This is a genomic window from Streptomyces sp. NPDC056128, from assembly GCF_042263835.1.
In the GTDB taxonomy this organism is placed as follows: domain Bacteria; phylum Actinomycetota; class Actinomycetes; order Streptomycetales; family Streptomycetaceae; genus Streptomyces.
Genome location: NZ_JBHJVQ010000003.1, coordinates 480,892 through 503,928 on the forward strand (window position 1 = coordinate 480,892; position 23,037 = coordinate 503,928).

At 71.2% G+C, this 23,037-nt stretch carries 19 protein-coding genes; 11 read left to right on the forward strand and 8 right to left on the reverse strand.

Annotated features, from left to right (window positions below; all coding sequences use genetic code 11):
* Positions 1-13 precede the first annotated feature (13 nt).
* The 3 genes from ACFC1X_RS10345 to ACFC1X_RS10355 form a co-directional block, all read right to left on the reverse strand.
* Positions 14-496, reverse strand: a complete 483-nt coding sequence (locus tag ACFC1X_RS10345) for a succinate dehydrogenase hydrophobic membrane anchor subunit (RefSeq protein ID WP_122615873.1) — start codon at positions 494-496, stop codon at positions 14-16.
* 5 nt (positions 497-501) lie between these two features.
* Positions 502-882, reverse strand: a complete 381-nt coding sequence (sdhC, locus tag ACFC1X_RS10350; RefSeq protein ID WP_079163643.1) for a succinate dehydrogenase, cytochrome b556 subunit — start codon at positions 880-882, stop codon at positions 502-504.
* Positions 883-1,135: 253 nt separating this feature from the next.
* Positions 1,136-1,615 carry a 2-oxo-4-hydroxy-4-carboxy-5-ureidoimidazoline decarboxylase gene (locus ACFC1X_RS10355; RefSeq protein ID WP_376350771.1) on the reverse strand — a complete coding sequence of 160 codons (480 nt, stop codon included), beginning with the start codon at positions 1,613-1,615 and terminating at the stop codon, positions 1,136-1,138.
* Between the two features lie 252 nt (positions 1,616-1,867).
* On the opposite strand from ACFC1X_RS10355, the gene ACFC1X_RS10360 reads away from it, so the two are divergent.
* The 7 genes from ACFC1X_RS10360 to ACFC1X_RS10390 all read left to right on the forward strand — a co-directional run bounded on the left by ACFC1X_RS10360 (position 1,868) and on the right by ACFC1X_RS10390 (position 12,479).
* Positions 1,868-3,433, forward strand: coding sequence for a glycoside hydrolase family 20 protein (locus ACFC1X_RS10360; RefSeq protein ID WP_376351038.1), 1,566 nt, complete (start codon positions 1,868-1,870; stop codon positions 3,431-3,433).
* Between the two features lie 86 nt (positions 3,434-3,519).
* On the forward strand, positions 3,520-4,056 hold the full coding sequence (locus tag ACFC1X_RS10365) for a hypothetical protein (RefSeq protein WP_161331538.1): 537 nt from the start codon (positions 3,520-3,522) through the stop codon (positions 4,054-4,056).
* An 87-nt stretch (positions 4,057-4,143) separates the two neighbouring features.
* The gene (locus ACFC1X_RS10370; RefSeq protein WP_376350774.1) at positions 4,144-4,686 is read left to right on the forward strand and encodes a hypothetical protein; all 543 of its coding nucleotides are present in this window, start codon (positions 4,144-4,146) and stop codon (positions 4,684-4,686) included.
* A gap of 126 nt (positions 4,687-4,812) precedes the next feature.
* Positions 4,813-5,220, forward strand: a complete 408-nt coding sequence (locus tag ACFC1X_RS10375; protein WP_376350777.1) for a hypothetical protein — start codon at positions 4,813-4,815, stop codon at positions 5,218-5,220.
* A gap of 736 nt (positions 5,221-5,956) precedes the next feature.
* Entirely contained in the window at positions 5,957-9,775 is a 3,819-nt protein-coding gene (locus ACFC1X_RS10380; RefSeq protein ID WP_376350779.1) for a polymorphic toxin-type HINT domain-containing protein, read from the forward strand.
* Between the two features lie 884 nt (positions 9,776-10,659).
* Positions 10,660-11,322 (forward strand): RNA polymerase sigma factor, encoded by a 663-nt coding sequence (locus ACFC1X_RS10385; protein WP_161331541.1) that lies wholly within the window; start codon positions 10,660-10,662, stop codon positions 11,320-11,322.
* Entirely contained in the window at positions 11,322-12,479 is a 1,158-nt protein-coding gene (locus ACFC1X_RS10390) for a hypothetical protein (RefSeq protein ID WP_376350783.1), read from the forward strand. Before ACFC1X_RS10385 ends, ACFC1X_RS10390 begins: the two co-directional genes overlap by 1 nt.
* 131 nt (positions 12,480-12,610) lie before the next feature.
* Here ACFC1X_RS10390 and ACFC1X_RS10395 read toward each other — a convergent pair whose 3' ends face one another.
* Complete coding sequence (locus ACFC1X_RS10395; RefSeq protein WP_376350785.1) at positions 12,611-13,531, reverse strand: L,D-transpeptidase family protein; 921 nt, start codon at positions 13,529-13,531, stop codon at positions 12,611-12,613.
* Between the two features lie 163 nt (positions 13,532-13,694).
* Here ACFC1X_RS10395 and ACFC1X_RS10400 point away from each other — a divergent pair, with 163 nt between their 5' ends.
* Together ACFC1X_RS10400 and ACFC1X_RS10405 are read left to right on the forward strand one after the other, a co-directional pair.
* The gene (locus ACFC1X_RS10400) at positions 13,695-15,293 is read left to right on the forward strand and encodes a methylmalonyl-CoA mutase (protein WP_376350787.1); all 1,599 of its coding nucleotides are present in this window, start codon (positions 13,695-13,697) and stop codon (positions 15,291-15,293) included.
* Between the two features lie 99 nt (positions 15,294-15,392).
* Positions 15,393-15,965 (forward strand): Uma2 family endonuclease, encoded by a 573-nt coding sequence (locus ACFC1X_RS10405; protein WP_376351041.1) that lies wholly within the window; start codon positions 15,393-15,395, stop codon positions 15,963-15,965.
* On the opposite strand, the gene ACFC1X_RS10410 is transcribed toward ACFC1X_RS10405, so the two are convergent.
* Positions 15,919-17,379 (reverse strand): FAD-dependent oxidoreductase, encoded by a 1,461-nt coding sequence (locus tag ACFC1X_RS10410; RefSeq protein ID WP_376351043.1) that lies wholly within the window; start codon positions 17,377-17,379, stop codon positions 15,919-15,921. The genes ACFC1X_RS10405 and ACFC1X_RS10410 overlap by 47 nt on opposite strands.
* An 82-nt stretch (positions 17,380-17,461) precedes the next feature.
* On the opposite strand from ACFC1X_RS10410, the gene ACFC1X_RS10415 reads away from it, so the two are divergent.
* A complete protein-coding gene (locus ACFC1X_RS10415; protein ID WP_376350790.1) occupies positions 17,462-18,112 on the forward strand; it encodes a TetR/AcrR family transcriptional regulator in 651 nt (216 codons plus the stop codon).
* On the opposite strand, the gene ACFC1X_RS10420 is transcribed toward ACFC1X_RS10415, so the two are convergent.
* Complete coding sequence (locus tag ACFC1X_RS10420) at positions 18,097-19,092, reverse strand: class I SAM-dependent methyltransferase (RefSeq protein WP_376350792.1); 996 nt, start codon at positions 19,090-19,092, stop codon at positions 18,097-18,099. The genes ACFC1X_RS10415 and ACFC1X_RS10420 overlap by 16 nt on opposite strands.
* A gap of 262 nt (positions 19,093-19,354) precedes the next feature.
* Positions 19,355-20,239, reverse strand: coding sequence for a class I SAM-dependent methyltransferase (locus tag ACFC1X_RS10425; protein ID WP_376350795.1), 885 nt, complete (start codon positions 20,237-20,239; stop codon positions 19,355-19,357).
* Positions 20,240-20,541: 302 nt separating this feature from the next.
* On the opposite strand from ACFC1X_RS10425, the gene ACFC1X_RS10430 reads away from it, so the two are divergent.
* Positions 20,542-21,630 carry an acyltransferase gene (locus ACFC1X_RS10430; protein ID WP_376351046.1) on the forward strand — a complete coding sequence of 363 codons (1,089 nt, stop codon included), beginning with the start codon at positions 20,542-20,544 and terminating at the stop codon, positions 21,628-21,630.
* A gap of 15 nt (positions 21,631-21,645) precedes the next feature.
* Here ACFC1X_RS10430 and ACFC1X_RS10435 read toward each other — a convergent pair whose 3' ends face one another.
* Complete coding sequence (locus ACFC1X_RS10435) at positions 21,646-23,037, reverse strand: polysialyltransferase family glycosyltransferase (protein WP_376350797.1); 1,392 nt, start codon at positions 23,035-23,037, stop codon at positions 21,646-21,648.

The following is a 23,037-nucleotide window of genomic DNA, read 5'->3' on the forward strand; positions in this document are numbered from 1 at the left end:
CGCAGCCCCGTGCCTAGCGGATGTTCGGGTCGAAGGTGAAGATCACCAGCGTGCCCAGCAGGATGGTGAACACCGTGGCGGTGTAGAGCAGGCCCTTGAGCCACAGGCGGGTGTTCGGGCGCTCCGCGTAGTCGTTGATGACCGTGCGCAGGCCGTTCGCGCCGTGCAGCATCGCGAGCCAGAGCATCAGGAGGTCCCAGACCTGCCAGAACGGCGAGGCCCAGCGGCCGGCCACGAAGGCGAAACCGATCTTCGAGACACCGCCGTCCAGGACGAGCTGGATGAGCAGGTGCCCGATGACCAGGACGACCAGCACCACGCCGGACAGGCGCATGAAGAGCCAGGCGACCATCTCGAAGTTGCCACGGGTGGACTTCGGGGTCTTCTTCGTCCGCGCGCGGGGGGCTTCGATCAGCGGCGCCGGGTTGTCGACCGTGTAGAGGGAGGCGCCCTCGACGGGGCCGATCCCGGATGCGGGGGATTCAGTCGTGGACATTGGCGTCAGCTCCCGAACAGTTCACGAGCGGCGTGGCCGAGGACGGGGTAGATCGCCCCGATCATCAGCACGACCCACAGGGCGACGACGGTCCAGAGCATCTGCTTCTGGTAGCGGGCGCCCTTGACCCAGAAGTCGACGGCGATGACGCGCAGGCCGTTGAGCGCGTGGAAGAGGATGGCGGCGACGAGGCCGTACTCCAGCAGCGCGACGATCGGCGTCTTGTACGTGGCCACGACGGTGTCGTAGGCCTCGGGGGACACCCGCACGAGAGCGGTGTCCAGCACGTGAACGAACAGGAAGAAGAAAATGAGGACGCCGGTGACTCGATGAGCCACCCAGGACCACATTCCTTCCCGGCCGCGGTACAGCGTTCCAGCCGGCACGGAAATTTCCTCCGGGAGCGGGGATTGGGGCCGCGCCGGCTTTCCTTGTCGGTCGGGCCCGGCCGGGTACGGTCCACCGGCCCCCAGCATGGTAGCGACGGTTGCCTGCGGCGCTTACGGGGGGCCTGCCTGTGTGATCAAAGTTGCACTCAAAGGAGCAGTGGATCGGGGTGGGGCGGGTCAGGGGGTGGGGGTTTGCGTGGTTTGCCGGGTGCGCGCGGTCGGTGGCTGGTCGCGCAGTTCCCCGCGCCCCTTAGAGGGCGTTGGTCAGCCGGGTTCTCGCCAGGCGGCGGAGTTCCTCTGCTGCCACCAGGCGTTCCTCGTCCGGATCGTTTGTCAATCGTGACCGGATGGCTGCCAGTACCTGGTCCAGCGACTCGTCGGGGTTGAGTCCGTCCAGGCAGATGACGAACACGTGTCCGAAGCGGGACTCGTAGGCCGCGTGGGCCGCGCTCAGGGCCGTGTGGGCCGCCGCGTAGGTGTCGGCCGGGAGGGCGGGCTGGGTTTCCGCCGACAGGGCCTCCGTCAGGGCGGTCGGCGTCAGGTCGTATGCCGCCTCGTCCGCCGCCGCCAGGAGGGCGGGGAGGTCCGGGTAGGGGCGGTGGGCCGTCAGGCGGTGGGCCCAGTCGTGGCTTCCCAGGCAGGTCAGGAGGGTCCGGGCGGCCTCGTCGGCGGGGGCCGTGTTGAAGCGGTCCAGTGATGAGGGCGTTGCCGGAGTGGCGCGTGTTTGCACCGGTACCGGTATGGCCACTCGGCCGGAGAGATCTGGGAGACGGTGCACAGGCAGCGTGGGTCCTCGTGTGCGAAAGATGTGGCGTCACGTTATCGAGTGACGGCATGACGTGTCCGACCGATGCCCGAATTTCACCCGAACGGGAGAGTTTCAGAACATGTGGTGGACGCATTGCGGCAGCAGCGCGCTTAGGTTGGCGCTGTGAGCGAGCACGGACGCCGGATACCGGCGAACAAGGTGAGGCAGCGGGCCGTGATCGCCGGTGCGGTGGTCGCCTCGCTCGGTGTGGGAGTCGGCCTGTGGGCCACCGACGGAGACGGTGACGGCGGGCCCGGAGGCCAGGCCGCGCGGTCCCCCGCGGGGGCCGCCCAGCCCAGCCCGAGCCGTTCCTACCCGCTGTCCGAGGAACCGCGCACCATACCCGCCGTACGCGAGCACACCGCGGCCCGCGGCCCCGGCTGGCAGCCGGAGAAGGAGCACCGCGTCGTCGTCGCCGACGCCGCCCTCGCCGACGAGGGACGGCAGATCGCCGGTGACCTCGGGCTGACGTACGCGGGGGAGAAGGACGACGAACGCGCCGGGGACGTGCTCCTCGACGTCAAGGCCGACAAGGGCGCGAACCCCGAGTCGTACACCATGACCGTGCGCGACGGCCGGGTCACCGTCAGCGGGCCGGCCGAGGTCGGTGTCTACTACGGCACCCGCACCCTGAAGCAGGCCGTGGACGGCGGCGGCACCGCGCCGGAGGGCGTGGTGAAGGACGAGCCCGCCAAGCCGAAGCGCGGCTTCTCGCTCGACATCGCGCGCAAGCACTACGACGCCGACTGGATCAAGGACCGGATACGCGAGCTGGGCGACCTCAAGTTCAACGAACTGGGCCTGCACTTCTCCGACGACCAGGCCTTCCGCATCGAGTCCGACTCGCACCCCGAGATCGTCTCGGACGACCACCTGACCAAGGCGGAGATGAAGGAGATCATCGATCTCGCCGCCTCGCGCCACATCACCGTCGTCCCCGAGATCGACTCGCCCGGCCACCTGGGCGCCGTGCTCGCCGCCCACCCCGACCTGCAGCTGCGCAACGCGCAGGGCACGCCGACGCGCGGCGCGATCGACATCTCCAAGCCCGAGTCCGCCGAGATCGTCGACGACCTGCTGAACGAGTACGCCGACCTCTTCCCCGGCTCCCAGTTCCACCTGGGCGCCGACGAGTACCAGGCGCTCGTGGTCCCCGACCCCGAGGCGTCCTACCCGACGCTCGCCGCCGCCGCCCGCGAGGCCTACGGCTCCGGCGGCACCGTCGCCGACCTCACCACCGGCTGGCTCAACGACCGCGCCAAGACGGTGCAGGCCCACGACCGCGTCCCGCGCGCCTGGAACGACGGCTTCTTCAAGGACACGTCCGTCGAACCGTCGAAGGACATCAAGGTCGCCTACTGGACCGGCAAGGAGATCGGCGCCCGGCCGCCCACCGAGTACCTGCGTGAGGGCCGCGAGGTGATCAACTACAACGACGAGTTCCTCTACTACGTGCTCGGCGAGCCGCAGACCTTCGTCTATCCGACCGGCGAGCGCATCTACGAGCAGTGGACCCCGCTCGTCATACGCGGCACCACGCCCGTCGACGCCAAGTACGACGACCAGATACTCGGCGGCAGCTTCGCGGTCTGGGGCGACATCCCGAGCGCGCAGACGCAGGCGCAGGTCGCCGAGGGCATCAGGCTGCCGCTGGCGGCGACGGTCCAGAAGCTGTGGGACCCCGGCGAGCCCGAGCTGTCCTGGGCCGACTTCAGGTCGCTGGCGAACCGGCTCGACTGATACGAGATTGTCCTATCCGGCTGCGAACTCCCGTACGGCTGTGGTGGTCTTTGGGCAGCCGAACCGAGACCGGGGGGAACCGGGACATGGGGTACTGGGGCTATTTCGTCGTGGGCCGCGGCGCGCGGCCGCTGGCCGAACTGGACGCGCTGGCCGGCGCCTCGGACATGGCGCTGCGTCAGTCCGCGCCGGACGGCTGGCAGGTGTGGGAGTTCCCGGGCGGCGACGGAGACGTCGGCAACATGAACGACCTGGCCGGACAGACCGGCGCGCCCGCCCTGTTCGGGTACGTCATGGACAGCGACTGCGTGGTCGTGGAGGCCGCGGCGCCCGAGAGCGGGGCGTGGACGACCTGTCTGGCGCGGTCCGCGATGGCCGGGTACCTCGGCGCCGAACGGGACGGGCTCACGCTGGAGGACTACTTCCTGGAGCCCCGGGACGCCGCCGAACGCGCCGTCGCCTGGGCCGCCGAGGCGGGGCGCACCGCGAGCGCCGTGGACTTGGCGGAGGTGCTCGCGGCGGAACCGGCCGCCGGTGCGGACGCCGGGGGCGACGACTCCGGCCCGGTGGCCGAAAAACTCTTCTTCCGGTTCCTCGACCGGCTGGGCGTCGTCCCGCTGTGACACTCCCGGGTCGTCGCACGCTGTAAGGGTCAGTGCGGGCTCCGTGGTGGTGAGCGGGGCGAATCGGCGGGAACAGGGAGGCAACCGATGAGCCTGGTGGAACTGATCGCGCGGGCCGACGCACGCGGACTCGCCGCGAGCGGACTGGCTTGTTTGGACCGCTGTCTGCCGCTCCTCGACGGCGACGACGAGGTCCTCAGACCCCTGTGGGCCACCCTCGCCGACGACACCGGCGACGAGGCCGGGCCCGACTGGGCGGGGGAGTTGGCGCAGGTGCGCGACAAGCTCGCGGGCACCGGTGGTGAGGGCGAGGACGAGGCCGTGCTGCTGGCCCGCGTGATGCTGGCCGACGCGCCGGACGCGTGCTCCGGCCCGGCGCTGCGGACCTGGGCCGACGCCTGTTCCGCCGCCGCACTGCGCGTCCACCGGCTCCTGGACCCGGCGGCGGACACGAACGGGCCGGCACCGCTCGTCGCGGGCGAGCTGCGCCGCCAGGTCACCGTCCTGGACCTGCTCGCCGCACACGGCCCGGCCGGGCTGCGCCCCGCCCTCGAGGTCTCCACGGAGGGGCGCCGGGTCCTGCGCGCCGTGGTGTCCCGCCGGGCCCGCGGGCGGGACGCCCGCCTGTGACGGTCGTGCGGCGAACGCGCGGCGGCGGTGCGGTGGACGTGGCGGAGGTGGGGCGGTCCTGCGCCGGTTGCGGAACGGCCCCCGCGAGCCTGTGACGAAACTCCGCCCGGCGGCGCTCTAGCCCATATGACGACTGTGACCAGCGGATTGACGACCCAGCAGGAGAACCGGCCGTCGGCCGCCGCGAAGCCGGTGCGGTGGGCGGCGGACGCGGTGGCCACGATGCGCGAGGGCGCCCGGCTGCGCCTCGACTACTCGGCGCAGAGCCTGTGGCGCGTCGACCGCGTGATCGACGGCATCCGCCGCGAGGGAGCCCCGTACGCCGCCGTGGAGACCGCGCTGCGCGGCCTGGGAGCCTACGCCGGTGAGGTGATCGCGCGGGAGTCCGGCGGCGAGTGGTGGGCGACCGGGGGCGACCACTGGGTCCGCACCCCCGACGGCCGGCTGTGGGACCCGGTCGACGAGGCCCGTCGCTGCTTCGCCGGTGACGGTTCGCTCCGGCTGCTGTGCCGGGACGCGACCACGGACCGGTGAGGGCGGCGCCGTCCGGCAGCCAAGGCAACGGCCGGGGCCGACAACCCCAGCGCGACGAAGTCGGACGCGGCCATGGATGTTCTCCCACTGTGCGACGATCTCTGGGGGCACGGTGGGCCTCGACGGCGCAACGGGTCCGGCGCATTCCCTCGACCCGGCTGGCTTCGAATCTGCACGCACGCTCTCCCGCCCCAATGCCCGGAGGGGCGGGAGAGCGACCTCTCCGCCTCCGTCGAGCAGGACTGAGCGCCGTCGACTGCGCCTCACCTGTGAGCTCAAATGAGATGGCGGCTGCGGCGCAACGCGGAAATTTTACTTTGCGATCAAGTGTTTACGCCAGAACTTGCTCGGCACGCAAATAGGGCCGTATATCAGGTGCGCGAGTTTCCATTCCGTCAGTCATCGCCGCCCTCAAGCTGAACGCAACTTATCACACGCTGACGAGTGCATCGGCCGTGCATTCCGGAAATTGCATATGCTCAGCGCGGCCGAAACTCGGCGACTGGCACGGAAGTTGGCCGGAGCAGGGAAGGTTGCATTTGTTTTGAGACAAAGATTCAGGCGTGGCTTGGTAGGTTTCCACGCACATCCGTATACGGGCAGGGCGGCGCGGTCGACTCGGCCGACGATACCAATCCTGTTCACTCTACTCCTGTCCCTGCTAATCGGGCTTATCGGGGTGAATCCTGCCACTGCGGCCGATCTCGAGGTAGTGCGGTCGACGACCGCAGCCGAGGTGACACCGAGCGACCGAGGGCGGATCGTCGACTACTGGAAGGAGGGTGGCCCCGGAGTCCGGGCGGTCGCCGAGGCGGCACTGACCGGCAGTGACGCCGATGTTCAGGAGTTCCTCTCGACGGTCGACGACTTGTCCTTTCAGGACGAGCGTGTAACTGCAGCGCAGATGGCCAGTGTCGGCGGCCCGGAGCTGCTGACGGCCGCACGGACGGCACTGGCCGGTGACAGAGGCGACTTGCAGGAATTCCTCCTGTGGGGCTGGGCAGCGCCCATGGAGCAGGATCAGCGAGTCCGGGTGGCTCGGGTCATCGATGCGGGTGGACCCGAGGTGCAGGAGGCCGGGCGGGCCGCGCTCAACGGCACACCGGATGATGTGCGGAAGTTCCTCAACGAGGGACAGTACGACCGGCGTGAGCAGGACGAGCGCGTGCAACTCGTCCAGATCATCAGTGTGGGTGGTGAGAACGTCAGGGCGGCGGGCCGACTGGCACTGCACGGCAGTGCCGCGGACATCCGGGAGTTCCTGGAGGTCGGCCAGTTCGTGGCGCGAGCCAAGGACCAGGAACACGCCACGGTCGCGCAACTTGCCGCGCAGGCGAAAGAAGCGGGCCGACAGGCTGCGAATGAGACGGCGTCGGCCAAGGCAGAGTCGGCCAAGGCGGTCAAGGCCGCGCAGCTCGCCAAGGAGGCGGCACTGCGGGCCAAGGCCGAGGCAGGGGCGGCCAAGGACGACACGGCCAAGGCCGCGCGTGCTGCGGACCGTGCCGCGAAGGCGGCCTCGCAGGCGGCTGACTCCGCGAAGGTAGCGATCAACGCGTCGCGTGCGGCCAACAACTCGGCGCGTGTCGCCGCGAACGCAGCTTCCCAGGCAGCCGCGGCCGCGGCCGGTGCCTCCCGGGCGGCGGCGCGTGCTCGGGGTGCTGCCGCCGACGCGGCGGTAGACGCACGTAACGCCGATGCCGCGCGTACGGCTGCGGATCATGCCAACAGTGCGGCCAAGGGCGCGGACGAGGCCGCCGATGCCGCCGACGACGCCGCGATAGCGGCCGACGCGGCAGGGGACGCGGCGTCCTCGGCCGCGGGTGCGGGTGCCAACGCGGTGATCGCCGCCAACGCGGCTGTCGAGGCCGGAAGTTACGCCGGCGAGTCCAGCGCGGCTGCTGTCCGGGCGCGAGCCGCTGCGGCAGCCGCCAAGCGGCATGCCGCGGAGGCCAACCGTGCCGCGTCGGCCGCCGAGGCCCTGGCCCGCAAGGCAGCCAAGGCCGCCCGGGACGCCCGGGACGCTGCCAGATCAGCGGCGACACACGCACGTAACGCCGCCACGGCAGCCAAGGACGCGGCCGAGCATGCCGGTGACGCAGCCACGGCCGCGACCAAGTCCACGGAACACGCCAATGCGGCCACCACGGCGGCGAACGCGTCCACCGCTGCGGTCGAACAGGCCCAGAAGGTCTACGCCCTCGCCCGGGAGGTGGAGGCCGAGGAACTCCTCGGCCGCACCAACGGGGGTATCGCCCGGGCCAAGGACGAGAAGGCAGCGTACGACGAGCGTCTGGCCGGGCAGGCCGCCCAGGAGCAGGAGGCCAAGGACCGGGATACCGAACGGGGCCGGCTGGTGACTGCGGCCGACGCGCCTGGGGCCGACCTCGCAGCCGTCGCTGTCCAGGGCCGCAAGCTGGCCGTGACGGTGATGAAGCACGACACGGCCTGGAAGCGCGCCGCTGCCGAGGCCGCACTGGCGGGGACCGACGAGGTCGTCGTCGACTACCTCCGCACCGGCTGGCGGACCGCCAGCGAGCAGGATGACCGCTCCTACGTCGAGCGCCTCGCCGAGGAGAACGAGGACCCGGACATCCGCGCCGCCGCTGAGACGGCCCTGGACGGCGACGCGGCCACGATCACCGAGTTCATCAACAACGGCCAGTACCAGGTCGCCGAACAGAACATGCGTGTTGAGATCGCGCAGGTGATCGACAGTGCCGGCCCGGTCCTCGCCGAAGCCGGCCGCAAGGCGCTGGCAACCGGAAACCTCAAGGAGTACAGCAAGTTCCTGATCGCCACCCAGCCCACCGCGCGAACCCAGGACGAACGGGTCAAGGCCGCGCAACTGGTCGACAGCGGCGGCCCGGAGGTGAAGTCGGCGGCCAGGATCGCCCTTGAAGGCACGCCTCAGATGCTTCACGCCTTCATCGTCTCCGGCCAGTACCAGGCCAAACGCAAGGACGATCTCGCGGCCACCCACGTCGCCCAGATCCAGAAGATGATCGCGGATGCGGCCAAGGTCGCGGCCACCGCCCAGGAGAATGCGGCAACCGCGCAGAAGGTCGCCGCCATCGCCCGTGACGCTGCGTCCGAGGCCAACGACTGGGCAGCGAAGGCGAATGCAGCTGCCACCAAGGCCCAGGGCTACGCCGACCAAGCGGCCGCGTTCGCCAAGGACGCTGCCGCATCCGCCGCCGACGCCGCCGCATCCGCGCAGAAGGCCCGCAGCGCCGCGAACACCGCCAATGTCGCCGCGAAGGACGCGGCCAGGTCCGCGACCGACGCCACCCTTTCCGCGGAATCGGCCCAGGTCGATGCCGCCAGCGCCTGGTACTCCGCCGAACAGGCCCGACGCTCGGCGATCGAGGCCGGCAAGGACGCCGCAGCCGCACTGAAGGCCGCCGGAGAGGCCTTCGAAACCGCCGTGGCCAAGAGAAAGGAGGAACTCGAAGCGCAACGCAAGGCCGCCGTAAAGGCCAAGGAGGAGGCCATTAACGACGGTGGCGCTCGCGCCCGCGAGAGGTACCGTTGTCAAAGCGCCTACGTCCCCTGTGACCCAGTCGAGTTCGCCCGCTGGTGCCAGCACAGCGCGATCTACTGCGAAATGGTCGCCCACGGCGATGAATTCGGCGTCGCCATGAAACAACTCTGGGACGGTACAGCGGAACTCACCGGTGTCGGCAGCCTGTTGACATGCATACAGGACACCAACTTCGAGAACTGCGACGACCTCGCCACCGACGTCCTCATCGGAGCCAAACTCAAAGCCCTCGAGAAGGCCTACGACAAACTGAAGCTGCTGAAGCTCGGTTGCACCCAGTGCTTCCCGGCCGGCACCAAAGTCCTGATGGGCGACCGTTCACACAAGAACATCGAGAACGTCCAACCGGGTGACGCCGTACTCGCCACCAACCCGGTCACCTCGCAGACCGCTGCCCGCAAGGTGACACGCCAGATAGTCACCGACGACGACAAGCACTTCAATGAACTCACTCTGGTCACCCGCCGGGGCGAGGAGCGTTTGACCGCCACTTACGAGCACCCCTTCTGGTCGCCGTCGGAACGAGCGTGGGTCGAGGCCGCGGACCTCCGTAAGAAGATGACCTTGCGAGGCCCCGACGGCAGTACGGTCACCGTCAAAGCCAACCGGTCGTTCAATCAGCGAGCTCGGACCTACAACCTCACCGTCAGCGACCTCCACACCTACTATGTACTGGCGGGCAGGACGCCGGTACTGGTGCATAACTCCGGCGGAATTTGCCAGAAGGTACTGGACGAGACCTATAAATCGGCGAATACGCCCCAGAAGCTGGAGCACGTCATCGACCCTGAGAAGCATGGGTTTGCCGATCTTGTCGCCAGGTCCGGTGGCCGGGAGCAAGCAATGCGACGCATCGTGGATAGTCTGGGAGATGTAGCCGACCTTCCCGAGGCGGGTCGGTTTATAGTCAGTCGAGTGATTGACGGCGAGAACGTTACGATCCGAGGGGCTGTCGTCAATGGCATTCCGAAGATCGGGACAGCATTCATTCCCGATAAATTCCCCGGAGGCTGACCGATGAGTGTGCCCATTCAACCGAGGCCCCTGACCTCACGGGAGCGGGCAGTGGTGGAGCGGATTCTACAGGTGGACTTTCCGGGATCGACGGAGCTCGGTGATCAACTCGATCAGGTTCGAGTCGTGGCACTGTGGGGGCCGGATTCTGTGAGTGTCGACCTGAGGGTCGTGGGTGATGCTCCTCGCGCTGCTGTCTCGACGGGAGTCGTCCCAGTAACTGCCACGGTCGACGACGAGGAGGGCGAGTTGGTCGGCGAAATTATTCTGTGGACCGATTCGGGACTGATGTCCGGTCTCGAGTACGCCTGGTATGGCGATCAGCCCCCCACTTCGCTCCCCGAGCCGGACAGGATCATCGCCTCGTAGGATCCAACGATCCCGCGAGGCGGCTCATGGCGCCCGTGCTTGCTCTGCGCGAGCCAGGGTGCGAAGCAGGCGCAGACCTCGTGATCATTGTGGCGTCGGCCTGGTGATCACGAGGTCCTACGCTTTCAGGTTCCCGCCGGCGCCGGTGTCGCGGATCGTCCCGGTCCAGAGCCGGTGCGCCGTGGCAACGGCCGGGGCCGCCACCCCCCACAGGAGAGGCCCCGGCCGTCGCGCGGCACGGGCCGCGCGGCGGCCCGTACTCCCTTCAGCGCCGGGAGTGCGTTTTCTGTCACACCTCACCGCGTCACGGGTTAGTTGCATCTTGTACGGCAATGCGACCGGGACATGGACGAGTGGCGGTTTCAAGACGTAACGTGCCATTCGCGCCGACCAGCGGGGGGCTCGCTCCCGCGACGGGGTTGCGGGAGACCACCGCGACCATCAATTGCGAAACCACGACGGCGAGGACCACGTCCGCGAGAGCGGCGCCGGTTTAGGCGCAGAAAGGCTTCTCGGTGCTGGGGGACGACGCGGAGTTGACCGCCGCGCTGCGTGCGGCACAGGACGGGAGCGAGAGCGCGTTCCGGACTGTGTACCGCGCCGTGCATCCGCGGCTGCTCGGGTACGTGAGGACGCTCGTCGGCGATCACGACGCCGAGGACGTGGCGTCCGAGGCCTGGCTGCAGATCGCCCGCGACCTGGAGCGGTTCGACGGGGACGCCGACCGGTTCCGCGGCTGGGCCGCCCGGATCGCCCGCAACCGGGCCCTGGACCACATCCGGATGCGCGGTCGCCGGCCCGCGATCGGCGGTGACGAGACGGAGCTGGCCGGCAGGCCCGCCGAGTCCGACACCGCGGGCGAGGCCATGGAGGCCCTGGCCACCGACAGCACCCTCTCGCTCATCGCCCGGCTGCCCCAGGACCAGGCCGAGGCCGTCGTCCTGCGCGTGGTGGTGGGCCTCGACGCCAAGAGCGCCGCCGAGACGCTCGGCAAGCGGCCCGGAGCCGTCCGCACCGCCGCGCACCGCGGCCTGAAGCGGCTGGCCGAACTGCTCTCCTGCGATCCGGAATCCGGCGGCGGGCTCGACGCCCTGCCACCGCAGCGAGAACCGCGCGGTCGTGCGGTGACGTCCGCCAGTGTGACGCATACGCGTGCGCGGACGCAGAAGGACATGTGATGGCCGACGAGCAGGACAAGTGGCTGGACCGCGAAACAGCGGAGCTCTTGCTGCGCGGAGAGTCACCGGACGCTGTCCGCCCACCGGCCCGCGACCGCGCCGAACGACTCGCCCTGGCCCTGGGCGCGCTCTCCACCCCACCCCCGCTGACCGGCGACGAACTCCCCGGCGAGGCCGCGGCGTTGGCCGCTTTCCGCAAGGCCTACGCCGAACGGACCGACCTCTCCGCGGGGGTGCCGGGCACGCTCGGGACCGGCACCGCGACCCGGCCCTCCGACGCCGGTCTGGTACGGATCGGCCCGCGCGGCGACAGCCCCCGGCGCCCCCGCTGGAGCCGGCCCCTGCGGCTCGGCCTGGTCGCCACGCTGACCGTCGGCATGATCGGCGGGGTCGCCGTGGCGGCCGGAACCGGAGTGCTGCCCACGCCGTTCGACCCCACCCAACCGGAACCCGCCGCCAGCGCCTCGGCCGCCGTGTCCCCCGACCGTCCGTTCCTCTCGCCCTCCCCGATGGACGGCGCGCAGGGCGGGGCGGTGCCCGACGGCACCCCCTCGGGCGCGCCCGGCGCGGACACCCCGGGCGACGGCGGCACCGCCGCGAACCGGACCCCGGAGCGCCGGGACTCGGACGACCGGGGGACCGGCGGTGGCGACGGCCGGCGTTCCGGCCTCGTCGCGGTGTGCCGCAAGGTGCGGGCCGGCAAGGACGTCGACGGCGCCCACCGGCGCGCCCTGAAGGAGGCGGCCGGCGGCTCGTCGCGGGTCGGGAAGTACTGCAAGCACCTCCTCGCCGTCACCGGAGCCGACGGCCGGGACGGCGAACTCCGGATGGGTGACGGCGACGGCGACGACAGGACCGACCGGCGCGACAAGAGCGACAAGAACAGCAAGAACGACAAAGACGGTAAGGGCAACAAGGACGGCAAGGGCAAAGGCAAGGAGACAGGCAAGGAGAAAGGCGGAAAGAAGGGCGACGACGGCGACGACGGCAAGGACGAGGACGACGACGACCGCCGCCCCGCTCCGTCCGGCCCCGACGCCCTCCGCCCTCACCAGCGGCACGCTCCGTCCGCCTTCCGCTCCCTGACCTGCGCTTTCACCGACGCCAGGGATGCGTGCCCCACGGGTGTGACACTTTCGGCCACCCGGGCGCAGTAATGAGTGAGCCGACTGGTCATCGGCTTCCGCACCGAGCCGGGGTTCCCCCCGTACCTACGGCTCGTGCACCTGGCGCGGGCGGGACACGTTCCCCCGGTCCCGCCCGCGCCCCATTCACCCCGCCCCGCGCCTCACCGGTACACGACGACCTTGTCGCCGTTCCTCACCTGCGCGAACAGATCCTTGATCGCCGCTTCGTCCCGTACGTTGACGCAGCCGTGCGAGGCACCCGCGTAGCCGCGGGCCGCGAAGTCGTACGAGTAGTGCACGGCCTGGCCCCCGCTGAAGAACAGCGCGTAGGGCATGGCCGTGTCGTAGAGCGTCGACCAGTGCTCGCGGGACTTCCAGTACACCTTGAAGACGCCCTCGCGGGTCGGTGTGCGCTGCGAGCCGAAGCGCACCGCCATCGTCGAGAGGGTCCGCCCGTCGACCATCCAGCGCAACGTCCGGCTCGACTTGCTGACGCACAGCACCCGGCCGGTCGTGCAGCGGGGGTCGGGCGCGGCGGCCGGCTGCCCGCCCATCAGGTACAGGTCCCACTTGCCGGGCTCGCGCGTCATGTCCAGCAGCCGCTGCCAGGTCACGGTGTCCGTCCTGCCCGTCCTCGGCAGCCCGCGCTTGCCCTGGAAGCCGCTCACCGCGCGCTCGGTCAGGTCGTCGTACGTCCCGGTGGGCCCGTCGACCAGCCACTCGACCTGACGCAGCCGGGCCTGGAGTTCGCGCACGTCCCGGCCGGAGTCGCCGCGCGTCCACAGCACCCGGGCCGGGAGCGGGTCGGGGTCGGAACGTGGCTCGTCCGAACGTGGCTCGTCCGAACGTGGCTCGTCCGTACCCGGTCCGTCCGTACGCGGTTCACCCGACCGCGGACCGCTCGACGGCCGGTCCTCGGCCGGCGTGTGCTTCGGCGGGGCGCCGGTGACGTCTATGCGCACCGGCGAGTGCCGCTTGCCGTCCGGGCCCGTGCCCTGCACAGTGCAGCCGGTCGCCACCAGCGCGGCCCCCAGGGCGAGGGCGACCGCCCTCCCCGCGTTCCCCATGCTCGCCTCACGCATCACGGCCCCCCGTCGTCCCACGGCTCCGCACGGATGTCCCCTGAGATGTTCCCCGCGGATGACGCCGCCTGAACGGAGCGGCATTGTTGTGACCGGGACCGCTTTGAGTAGGAGTCGGTGGTCCGATCAGTTCGAACAAGTGCTCAGCGGGAGGCGACACACCATGGCGCGCGAGTCGGGCAGTGCTCGGTCCACCGAGAGCGGACTGCCCATCGAACCGGTCTACGGGCCCGACGCCCAGGCGGACTGGGACCCGGCCGAGCGGCTGGGCGAGCCGGGGAAGTACCCCTTCACCCGGGGCGTGTACCCGTCGATGTACACCGGCCGTCCCTGGACGATGCGCCAGTACGCCGGTTTCGGCACGGCCACCGAGTCCAACGCCCGTTACAAGCAGCTGATCGCCAACGGCACCATGGGTCTGTCGGTGGCCTTCGACCTGCCCACCCAGATGGGCCATGACTCCGACGCGCCGATCGCGAGTGGCGAGGTCGGCAAGGTCGGTGTGGCGATCGACTCGGTCGACGACATGCGGGTGCTGTTCGGCGGCATTCCGCTGGACAAGGTCTCGACGTCGATGACGATCAACGCCCCCGCCGCGCTGCTGCTCCTGCTCTACCAACTGGTGGCCGAGGAGCAGGGGGTGAGTGCGGACCGGCTGACCGGCACGATCCAGAACGACGTGCTGAAGGAGTACATCGCGCGGGGGACGTACATCTTCCCGCCCAAGCCGTCGCTGCGGCTGATCGCGGACATCTTCAAGTACTGCCGGGCCGAGATCCCGAAGTGGAACACGATCTCGATCTCCGGCTATCACATGGCCGAGGCGGGTGCCTCGCCGGCGCAGGAGATCGCGTTCACGCTGGCGGACGGCGTCGAGTACGTGCGTACGGCGGTCGCGGCCGGTATGGACGTGGACGACTTCGCGCCCCGCCTGTCGTTCTTCTTCGTGGCCCGTACGACGATCCTGGAGGAGGTCGCCAAGTTCCGCGCGGCCCGCCGGATCTGGGCGCGGGTGATGAGGGAGGAGTTCGGCGCCAAGAACCCCAAGTCGCTGATGCTGCGCTTCCACACCCAGACCGCCGGCGTGCAGCTGACCGCCCAGCAGCCCGAGGTCAACCTGGTCCGCGTCGCCGTGCAGGGCCTCGCCGCCGTCCTCGGCGGCACCCAGTCGCTGCACACCAACTCCTTCGACGAGGCCATCGCGCTGCCCACCGACAAGTCGGCGCGCCTCGCCCTGCGCACCCAGCAGGTCCTCGCCTACGAGACCGACGTGACGGCGACCGTCGACCCGTTCGCCGGCTCCTACGTCGTCGAGAAGATGACCGACGACGTCGAGAGCGCGGCGCTGGACCTGATGCGGAAGGTCGAGGATCTCGGCGGCGCGGTCAACGCCATCGAGCACGGCTTCCAGAAGAGCGAGATCGAGCGCTCCGCGTACCGCATCGCCCAGGAGACCGACTCCGGCGAGCGCGTGGTCGTCGGCGTCAACCGGTTCCAGCTCGACGAGGAGGAGCCGTACGAGCCCCTGCGCGTCGACCCGGCCATCGAGGCCCAGCAGGCCGAACGCCTCGCCAAGCTCCGCGCGGAGCGCGACCAGGAGGCGGTCGACGCGGCGCTGGCGGCTCTGAAGAAGGCCGCCGAGGGCGAGGACAACGTCCTCTACCCGATGAAGGACGCGCTGCGGGCCCGGGCGACGGTCGGCGAGGTGTGCAACGCCCTGCGGGAGATCTGGGGGGCGTACGTGCCCTCGGACGTCTTCTGAGCTGGGCGATTACCTCGAATGGGTGATCGGGGGCGAAAACCGCACGTTGCCGGTTAGGCTCGTGAAAGGTGTTCCCGTAAGGAGGGTGCCGTGGCTGTCATGATGCACGAGTCGTCGCTTGCTGATGCTGCTGACCACCTCTGGGAGGAGCTGCCCGGTCACCGGGTTGAGATTCTCAACGGGAGCATCGTTGTGACACCGCCGCCGGATGGTCCGCACCAGGAGTCGCTGACCTGGCTCGTCGAGGAGTTCGCGCGGGTCGGGGCGAAGCAGGCCGGACTCAGATACATCGGTGGCATCGGGTTGTGGCTGCCGACGGGTCCGGACGACTACGCGGTGCCCGACTTCTCCGTGGTCGATGATGACTACAGAGATGCGGTCGTGGAGAAGAACTGCTACGCACCGCACGTCTTCCGGTTGGTCTTGGAAGTGACTTCCACCAACTGGTCGAATGACACGGCCATCAAGGTGGGGACGTATGCCAGGGCGGGCATCCCGGTCTACGTCATCGCCGACCGCCACCACGACGAGGTCCTCCTCTACACCAACCCGGCCGACGGCAAGTACCCCGACCCCGCCCGCTACAAGAGAGGCGAGTCCGTCCGCGTACCAGAGTCGGTCGGTGTCACCCTCGACCTCTCTGTCGACACTCTCCTCGACGGCGACGGCTGACGGACCGGGACAGGTAGCCGTCGAGGCCGGCCGGGGAGTCGCCCGCCCAGCCGACGTACCCGTCCGGCCGTACGAGGAACAGGCCCGTGCCGTACGCCGGGTGCGGCTCCCCGCGCACCACCCGCACCGCCCCGTCCGCACCACCGGGCGCCGCGGGGGCCTCCGCGCCCAGCGCCAGCAGCGTCCAGTGCGGTCCCCGGAAGGCGTCGAAGAGCCGTACGCCGTCCACCTTCCCGTCGGGAGCACGGTCGCCGGCCCGCAGCGCGCCCTCCGGGACCGCCGCCCGCGCCTCCACGGTCAGCGCCGAGTCCCGGTAGCCCAGCCCCAGCTGGCGGGTCGCGTGCCCGCGCCGCACCTCGCCGCGGTGGACGCCGGTGGACAGGCCGAGCATCCGGTCGGCGACCGGGCGCCGTTCCGCCTCGTAGCTGTCCAGCAGCGCCTCCGGGGCGCCGTCGCGCAGGACGGCGCCCAGCTTCCAGCCGAGGTTGTAGGCGTCCTGGACGCTGGTGTTCAGACCCTGGCCGCCCGCCGGTGAGTGCACGTGCGCCGCGTCCCCGGCGAGGAAGACCCGGCCCGCCCGGAAGCGGTCGGCCAGGGCGGCGCGGGGCCGGAAGTCGGAGGCCCAGCGCACCTCGGTGACGGCCTCGGGGGCGAGGTGCGAGCGGGCGGCGACGACCGCGCGGACGCCGTCCGGGGTGAGGTCCACCGCCGTGCCCTCCGGGAACCGGGCGACCACCTGGAAGTCCTCGGTGCCGGCCAGCGGGCAGACGGCGAGGAAGCCGACGCCCTCGTCGCCGTCGCGGGGCGGGAAGATGTGCCAGTTGTCGCGGTCCAGGCCGGTGATCCGGACGTCCGCGACCAGGGTCGGGTGCGGGTCGACGGCCTCCCCGCTCATGCCGACGCCCAGCGCGCGGCGCACCGCCGAGCGGCCGCCGTCCGCCGCGACCAGGTAGCGGGCCCGCACGGCCCGGCCGGAGGAGAAGTGCGCGGTGACGCCGTCCGCGTCCTGCGCGACGCCGGTGACCTCCCGGCCGAAGGCGACCTCGCCGCCCAGCTCCGCCAGCCGCCGGGCCAGGATCTCCTGCGTGCGCCACTGCGGGACCATCCAGGGCGCGTCGTACGGCGAGTCCTCGCTCGCCTCGGCCGGGTCGAACATCCGGTGCTCGCCGACCCGCTCGCCGTCCCGCCAGACCATGCCGACCGGATAGGTGCCGCCCGCCGCGTGGATGGCGTCGAGGACGCCGAGGTCGTCGAAGACCTCCATCGTGCGCGGTTGGATGCCCTTGCCCCGCGAACCGGGGAACAGCGCCCCGGCGCGCTCCACGACCAGCGCGTCCACGCCGCGCCGGGCCAGGTCGATGCCGAGGGCGAGGCCGGTGGGGCCCGCGCCGACGACCAGAACGTCCGTGTCCACGTTGTTCACGGGGACTCTCCTTAACGTTGTTAAGTGCTGGCTTGGGTCCGAGGATGGACTTAACGCCGTTAAGCTGTCAAGCGTGAGTACCGAACGACGCACCCCCCTGGACCGCCGACGGGTCGCGGACACGGCGCTGAGACTGCTGAACGAGGTCGGTCTGGACGGCCTGACCCTGCGCGCCATCGCCAAGGAGCTGGACGTCAAGGCGCCCGCCCTGTACTGGCACTTCAAGGACAAGCAGGCCCTGCTCGACGAGATGGCCACCGAGATGTACCGGCGGATGGTGGCGGGGACCCCGCTCGACCCGGCCGACACCTGGCGGGAGCGGCTGCTCAAGACCAACCGCGGGCTGCGTGCGAGCCTGCTCGGCTACCGGGACGGCGCCAGGGTGTTCAGCGGCTCACGCTTCACCGGCGCGGAGCACGCCGAGCAGATGGAGGACAGCCTGCGCCTGTTCACCGCCGCCGGGCTCACCCTCGCCCAGGCGGTGCGGGCCAGTACGACGGCGTACCTGTTCACGCTCGGGTTCGTCACCGAGGAACAGGGCGTCCAGCCGCTGCCCGGCGAGCGCCGGGAGGGCTTCGACGTGGACGAACGCGCCCGCCTGCTGGCCGCCTACCCACTGACGGCCGCGGCGGGCGCGGAGATCTTCACGGACTACGAGCGGCACTTCGAGGAAGCGCTCGCCCTGGTGATCACGGGCATCGGCACGGCCTACGGCCTGGACTGACCCGACCCGCCGGATTTCGCCCGCTGCGCGGCCAGATACCGGCGCACGGCGCGGGTGACGATCGGTGGGAGCAGGTCCAGGGCCAGTCGGCGGGTCCGGGCGCGCGGGTTCGGCGGCCGGGTGGTCCGGGCCGTGCGGCCCGCCGGGCGCGGCTGGGTGGTCTGGCCCGGCACGGGTGCGGTGTCCGCCGGCGGCGCCTCCGGCTCGGTCGGCGCCGGGTACCGGGAGACCGGCAGCGGGGGCGGGCTCAGCCGCTTGCTCTTGGCGCGGGTCCGCACCAGCCGCTGTCCCGCGGCCCGCTCCACCGTCACGGCGATCTCGTCGCGCCCGCGCAACGCGGCCAGCAGCGCCTCCTGCACCGGCTCCGGGTCGCCCCAGGTGCCGTACAGCTTCTGGCTGCTCAGGCAGACCGGGCGCAGCCCGCGGTTGAGCACCGCCTCCCAGGCGGCGACGGCGACGCCCGGGGTGTGCTCGCTGCGGAAGTCGTCGAGGACGACGATCCCGTCGGGCCCCAGCAGATCGCGGGCCGCGCCGATGTCGCCCTCGACGTGCTCGTACAGGTGCGAGGCGTCGATGTGGACGAAGCGGCAGCTGCCCGGCGCGACCTCGTCGACGATCGCGGAGCTGGGCGCCTGGACGATGGTGGGCAGGGTCTTGTGGAAGGAGAGGTAGTTCCGTTCGAAGGCCTGCCGGGTGAGGGAGGAGTACGACTTCGCCGCCTCCGCCCGGTTGGCCGCGTCCGGCGGCTCGGCCCCGAACAGGTCGCAGACGGTGAGCGTCTCGCCGTCCCGCAGCCGGTGCCCGAGCAGGATCGCGCTCTTGCCCAGGTAGGCACCCAGTTCCAGCAGGTCGCCGCGGGTGTCCATGGTCTCCTGGCGCTCCAGGAACCAGGAGAACAGCACCTGGTCGAGCGGCCAGAACCAGCCGGGGACGTCGTTCAGCTCACCGGGGTACTTGTGCGTCTCTTGCGCAGTGGCCATGAGGGGAGGATGCCTCCTCCGAGCCGGAAATGGGGTCGGCGCGCGCGATCCGATGGAAGGAAAATCGCACGAATTGCTCAACGCGTCCGCGCGGGCACCGTCCGCAACCAAGGCGTCGGTGGCCGCTCCGCACACCGGTACGGCGGCCGCGAGGGACCCGGTGTCGCGGCGGCCGTCAGCGCCGGGGCCGCCGCCGACCGCACCCTCGGACCGCCGTTCGGGGCATGCATCATCACCCGTCCGGGGTGCCCGTGAACGGTGTTCAGGACGCCCGCAGGAAGGCGGAGTGGGCCGCCCTGCCCAGGTAGGTGAAGCGCGTGCCGTCCTTCAGGTGGTCGTCCAGGGCCTCCTTGATGCCCGGCCAACTCGGGTCGCCGTAGTCGTCGAGGACGACGATCCCGCCGGGCGCGGCGATCTCCTCGGCCCACTGGAGGTCCTGGCGGACCCCCTTCGCCGAGTGGTCGCCGTCGACGACGATCACGCCGTAGGGGCGGTCCGAGACGGCCGCCCGGGTCTCGGGGTCCTCGGAGTAGCCGCGCCGGATCCGCGCCGCCGCGCCCGCCCGGCCGGCGAGGGCCAGGTTGGTGCGCACGGCGTGCTCGTCGACCGGGGTGCCCGTCGGGTCGGGGCGCACGGTGGTGCCGGGCTGGAGCTGCACACCGGCGAAGGGGTCCACGATGGTCAGGCTCGGGCCGCGGCCGTCGCGCTCCAGCATCCGGATCAGACCGGTGGAGAACATGCCGTACAGCGTCCCTATCTCCAGGACCTCGTCGTTCGGCGGATCGAGCAGCGGGACGGTGGCGAGCTTGCCGCAGATGTTCATGGTGCCGCCCGCGATCCGGCCCACGCCCAGCGACTCCAGCGCGATCAGGAGGCGGTAGGCGGTCGTGACGTTGCGGGTGGCCGCGGCACGGTCGCCGGACAGCGCCGCGACCTCGGCGCGCAGCCGCTCCAGCGGGCCCTCGGCCAGCACCCGGGACAGGCCGCGCCCGTCCGCGCCGAGCAGCACGTCGCAGGTCAGCCGGTGGGGCGTGGCCTCCCGGACCGCCGAGCGCACCCGACGGTCGATGCGCTGGTCGATCAGATCCGCCACGGGACGCAGCAGACGCCGGGAGACCGGACTGCGGAGCAGGGAACGGCTGTGCATGGGCGAACGACCTCAATCCGTCACGGAGGTGCAGGTGGGTACGCGGAACGCCAGTGGGGTGGGTGCGGCCAGACTAGGGAGGTCCCCGGCCGGACGCGCTGCCTCCGGACGGGCCGCCGGGCGAACTTCTGCGGAACTCCGGACGGCCGCCGGATGACGTCTCCCGCCGTTCACCGGAAGGTCACGCACAGGTGGCCGATGTTCATCCGGCACGGCTTCCCGCCGCTCAAGCAGCCCTCATAGCCTGCACCGATGTCCCCGCGCGTCCTACCCGGGAGTGACCACCCATCGCCGCCGAGCCCCTGACCGCCGCCGACTCCGTACGGCCCGCCGCCCCCGCCGCCGCGCCCTCGCCCCCGCGCGTCCGGGGGGAGCACCGGTACGACATCGACCTCGTCCGCGTCCTGGCCTCGGTCGGGGTCATCGTCTGCCACGCCGCGGGCGAACTCATGAAGGCCGTGGACCGCACCCCCGCGGGCGGCGGGCCCGTCTACTGGACCGCCCTCGCCGGGGACGCGCTGAGCCGGTGCGCCGTGCCGCTGTTCTTCGCCATCGCCGGGTGGGTCGTGCTCAGCGGCGCGCCGCCCCGTGACGACGGCCAGGTCCGCAAGCGCCTGACCCGCATCGTCGTGCCGATGGCCGTGTGGACTGTCGCCTACCTGCTCTGGGACTGGGTGCGGGACGCCCACACCGACCCCGTGCGCCAGCTCGCCCTGGACGCGGTGTTCGGCTCCGTCCGGCCCGCCTTCCACCTCTGGTACCTGTACGCCTACGTCCCCGTGATCCTGCTGCTGTCGGTGGCCGTCCTGGTCAGGGCCGGCAAACGGCCCTGGGGCGCGGGTGCCGCGCTGCTCGGCATCGCCCTCGCGCCGACCGTGCTCGGCGACCTCGGGCGCCTCCTCGACGTCCGGGTCCCGCCCTTCGCCTGGCAGTTCGGCGTCTACCAGATCGTGTACGCCGTCGCCGGGGCCGTCCTGCTCTCGCTGCCGGGCTCCGCCGTCGCCGGCCGGGGACGACGGCTGCTGTGGCTGGCCGGCGGGCTGTGCGCGTGGGCCGCGGTGGCCGTCTACGAGCACCGGGTGCACTTCCCCGGCCCGTACGCCTCGCTCGTGGTGGCGCTGCTGGCGGGGACCCTGCTGATGGCCCTCAACCGGATCAGGGTGCCGGAGCGCTTCCGCCCGCTCCTTGCCCGGCTCGCGGGGGCCTCCTTCGGGGCCTACCTGGTCCACCTGATGTTCCTGGAGGCGCTCGCCCCGCGCGTGGTCTCCGCGGACGCGGGCTGGGCCGGCGCCGTGGGCGGGCTCGCCGGGCTGACGGTCGCGACGGTCGTCCTGTCGTTCGCCGCCGTCCTGCTGTGGACGCGGCTGCGGCTGGGCCGCTGGCTGGGCTGAGCGGCCCGGCCGGGGTCACTTCTTCCCGGCGCCGCGCCGCACCGCCCTGCGCACCACGCGCCGGGCCCGCCGCACCTGGAGCTTCGCGCGCAACTGCGGGCGGCTGCCGGGCAGTCCCAGCTCGGTCAGCCGCAGTTCGGGGAAGTAGTGGGCGGGGGTGGCGGACAGATGGGCGCGCAGCCACGCCTCGGTCGGCTCCCGCAGGTCCGCGTACGTCTTGGGCTGCATGCAGAAGCCGATCGCCCGCACCAGCGGTGACAGCGACTCGGGTGCCGCGCCGACACGGGCCGGTTCCTCGCCGCGCTCCAGGTCGGGCACCAGGTGGTCGACCACGGCCAGCGGCACCCGGTTGCTGTTCGGGTACGGCTTGAGCCGCTCCATCACCAGCGCCGTCCCCACCCGGGCGACGGGCACGTCGTAGTAGGCCGAGGCGGTCACCATCGCCGTCGAGAAGCAGCCGACGACCAGTTCGGGCGCGCAGCGGTCGTACAGCGTCTCGGCCAGCAGCGGCGCGTCCAGCACGGTGAGCCGTACGCCCGCGTCCGCCGCCGCCTTGCTCAGGGCCGCCGTGTAACCGGCGGGGGCCGTCGGGTGCGGCTTGAAGACCACGGACCGGTGCCCGGCCCGCGCGGCCCCGGTGAGCATCCGGACGTGCAGGTCCTCCTCCTCCTGCGCGGTGAGGATGTTGATCGCCGCCAGGTACTGGCCGAGCAGCACGGCCGTCGGCTTCTCCCGGAGCACGGGGGCCAGTTCGGGGTCGTCCGCCGCGTCCCGGGAGATCTCGTCGAGTACGGCGCGGAACGCGTCGTCGGGGACGATCTCGGGTTCGACGCCGTACTCGGACAGCAGCAGGGGCCGCAGCCCCGGGATCAGGTCCAGGTGGAGGAGGCGCCGGACGCGGCTCGCGATGGTCAGCGGGAGCTTCTCGCGGGTCGGGCCGTAGCTCATCAGGCCGTCGGCGTACACGTGGACGACGCTCTCGGAGAAGATCGCCGCCAGCGCGCGGGCCGGGTTGACCTGGATCGACTCGACCGCCAGCTCGACCAGGTCCCGCTCGTCGATGCCCCAGGCGAGCCGGAAGGCCTTCTGCCACAGTGCCGTGTCGTTTCCGCGCGGGCCCCAGGCGCTGGGGTGGTGCGGGCGGATCGCGTCGTTCCAGCTGACGACGGAGTCGAACCGCGCGGTTATTCGCCCGTACCCGTGCATCTCGTCCAGCCGCAGCGCGGTCTCGGGTATGGCGGCGTTGTTCGAGACCAGCAGCACCCGCCGGGCGCCGTCGCGCGGCCCGAACAGGCCCGCGTCGAGCGCCGCGGCGAGGGTGGCGGCTCCGTACAGGGTGGAGACCTGGAAGATCTGGGTCCTGGGGGGCGTGGAAGTCGGGTGGGGCGTGGAGGTGTTGTGGGACAT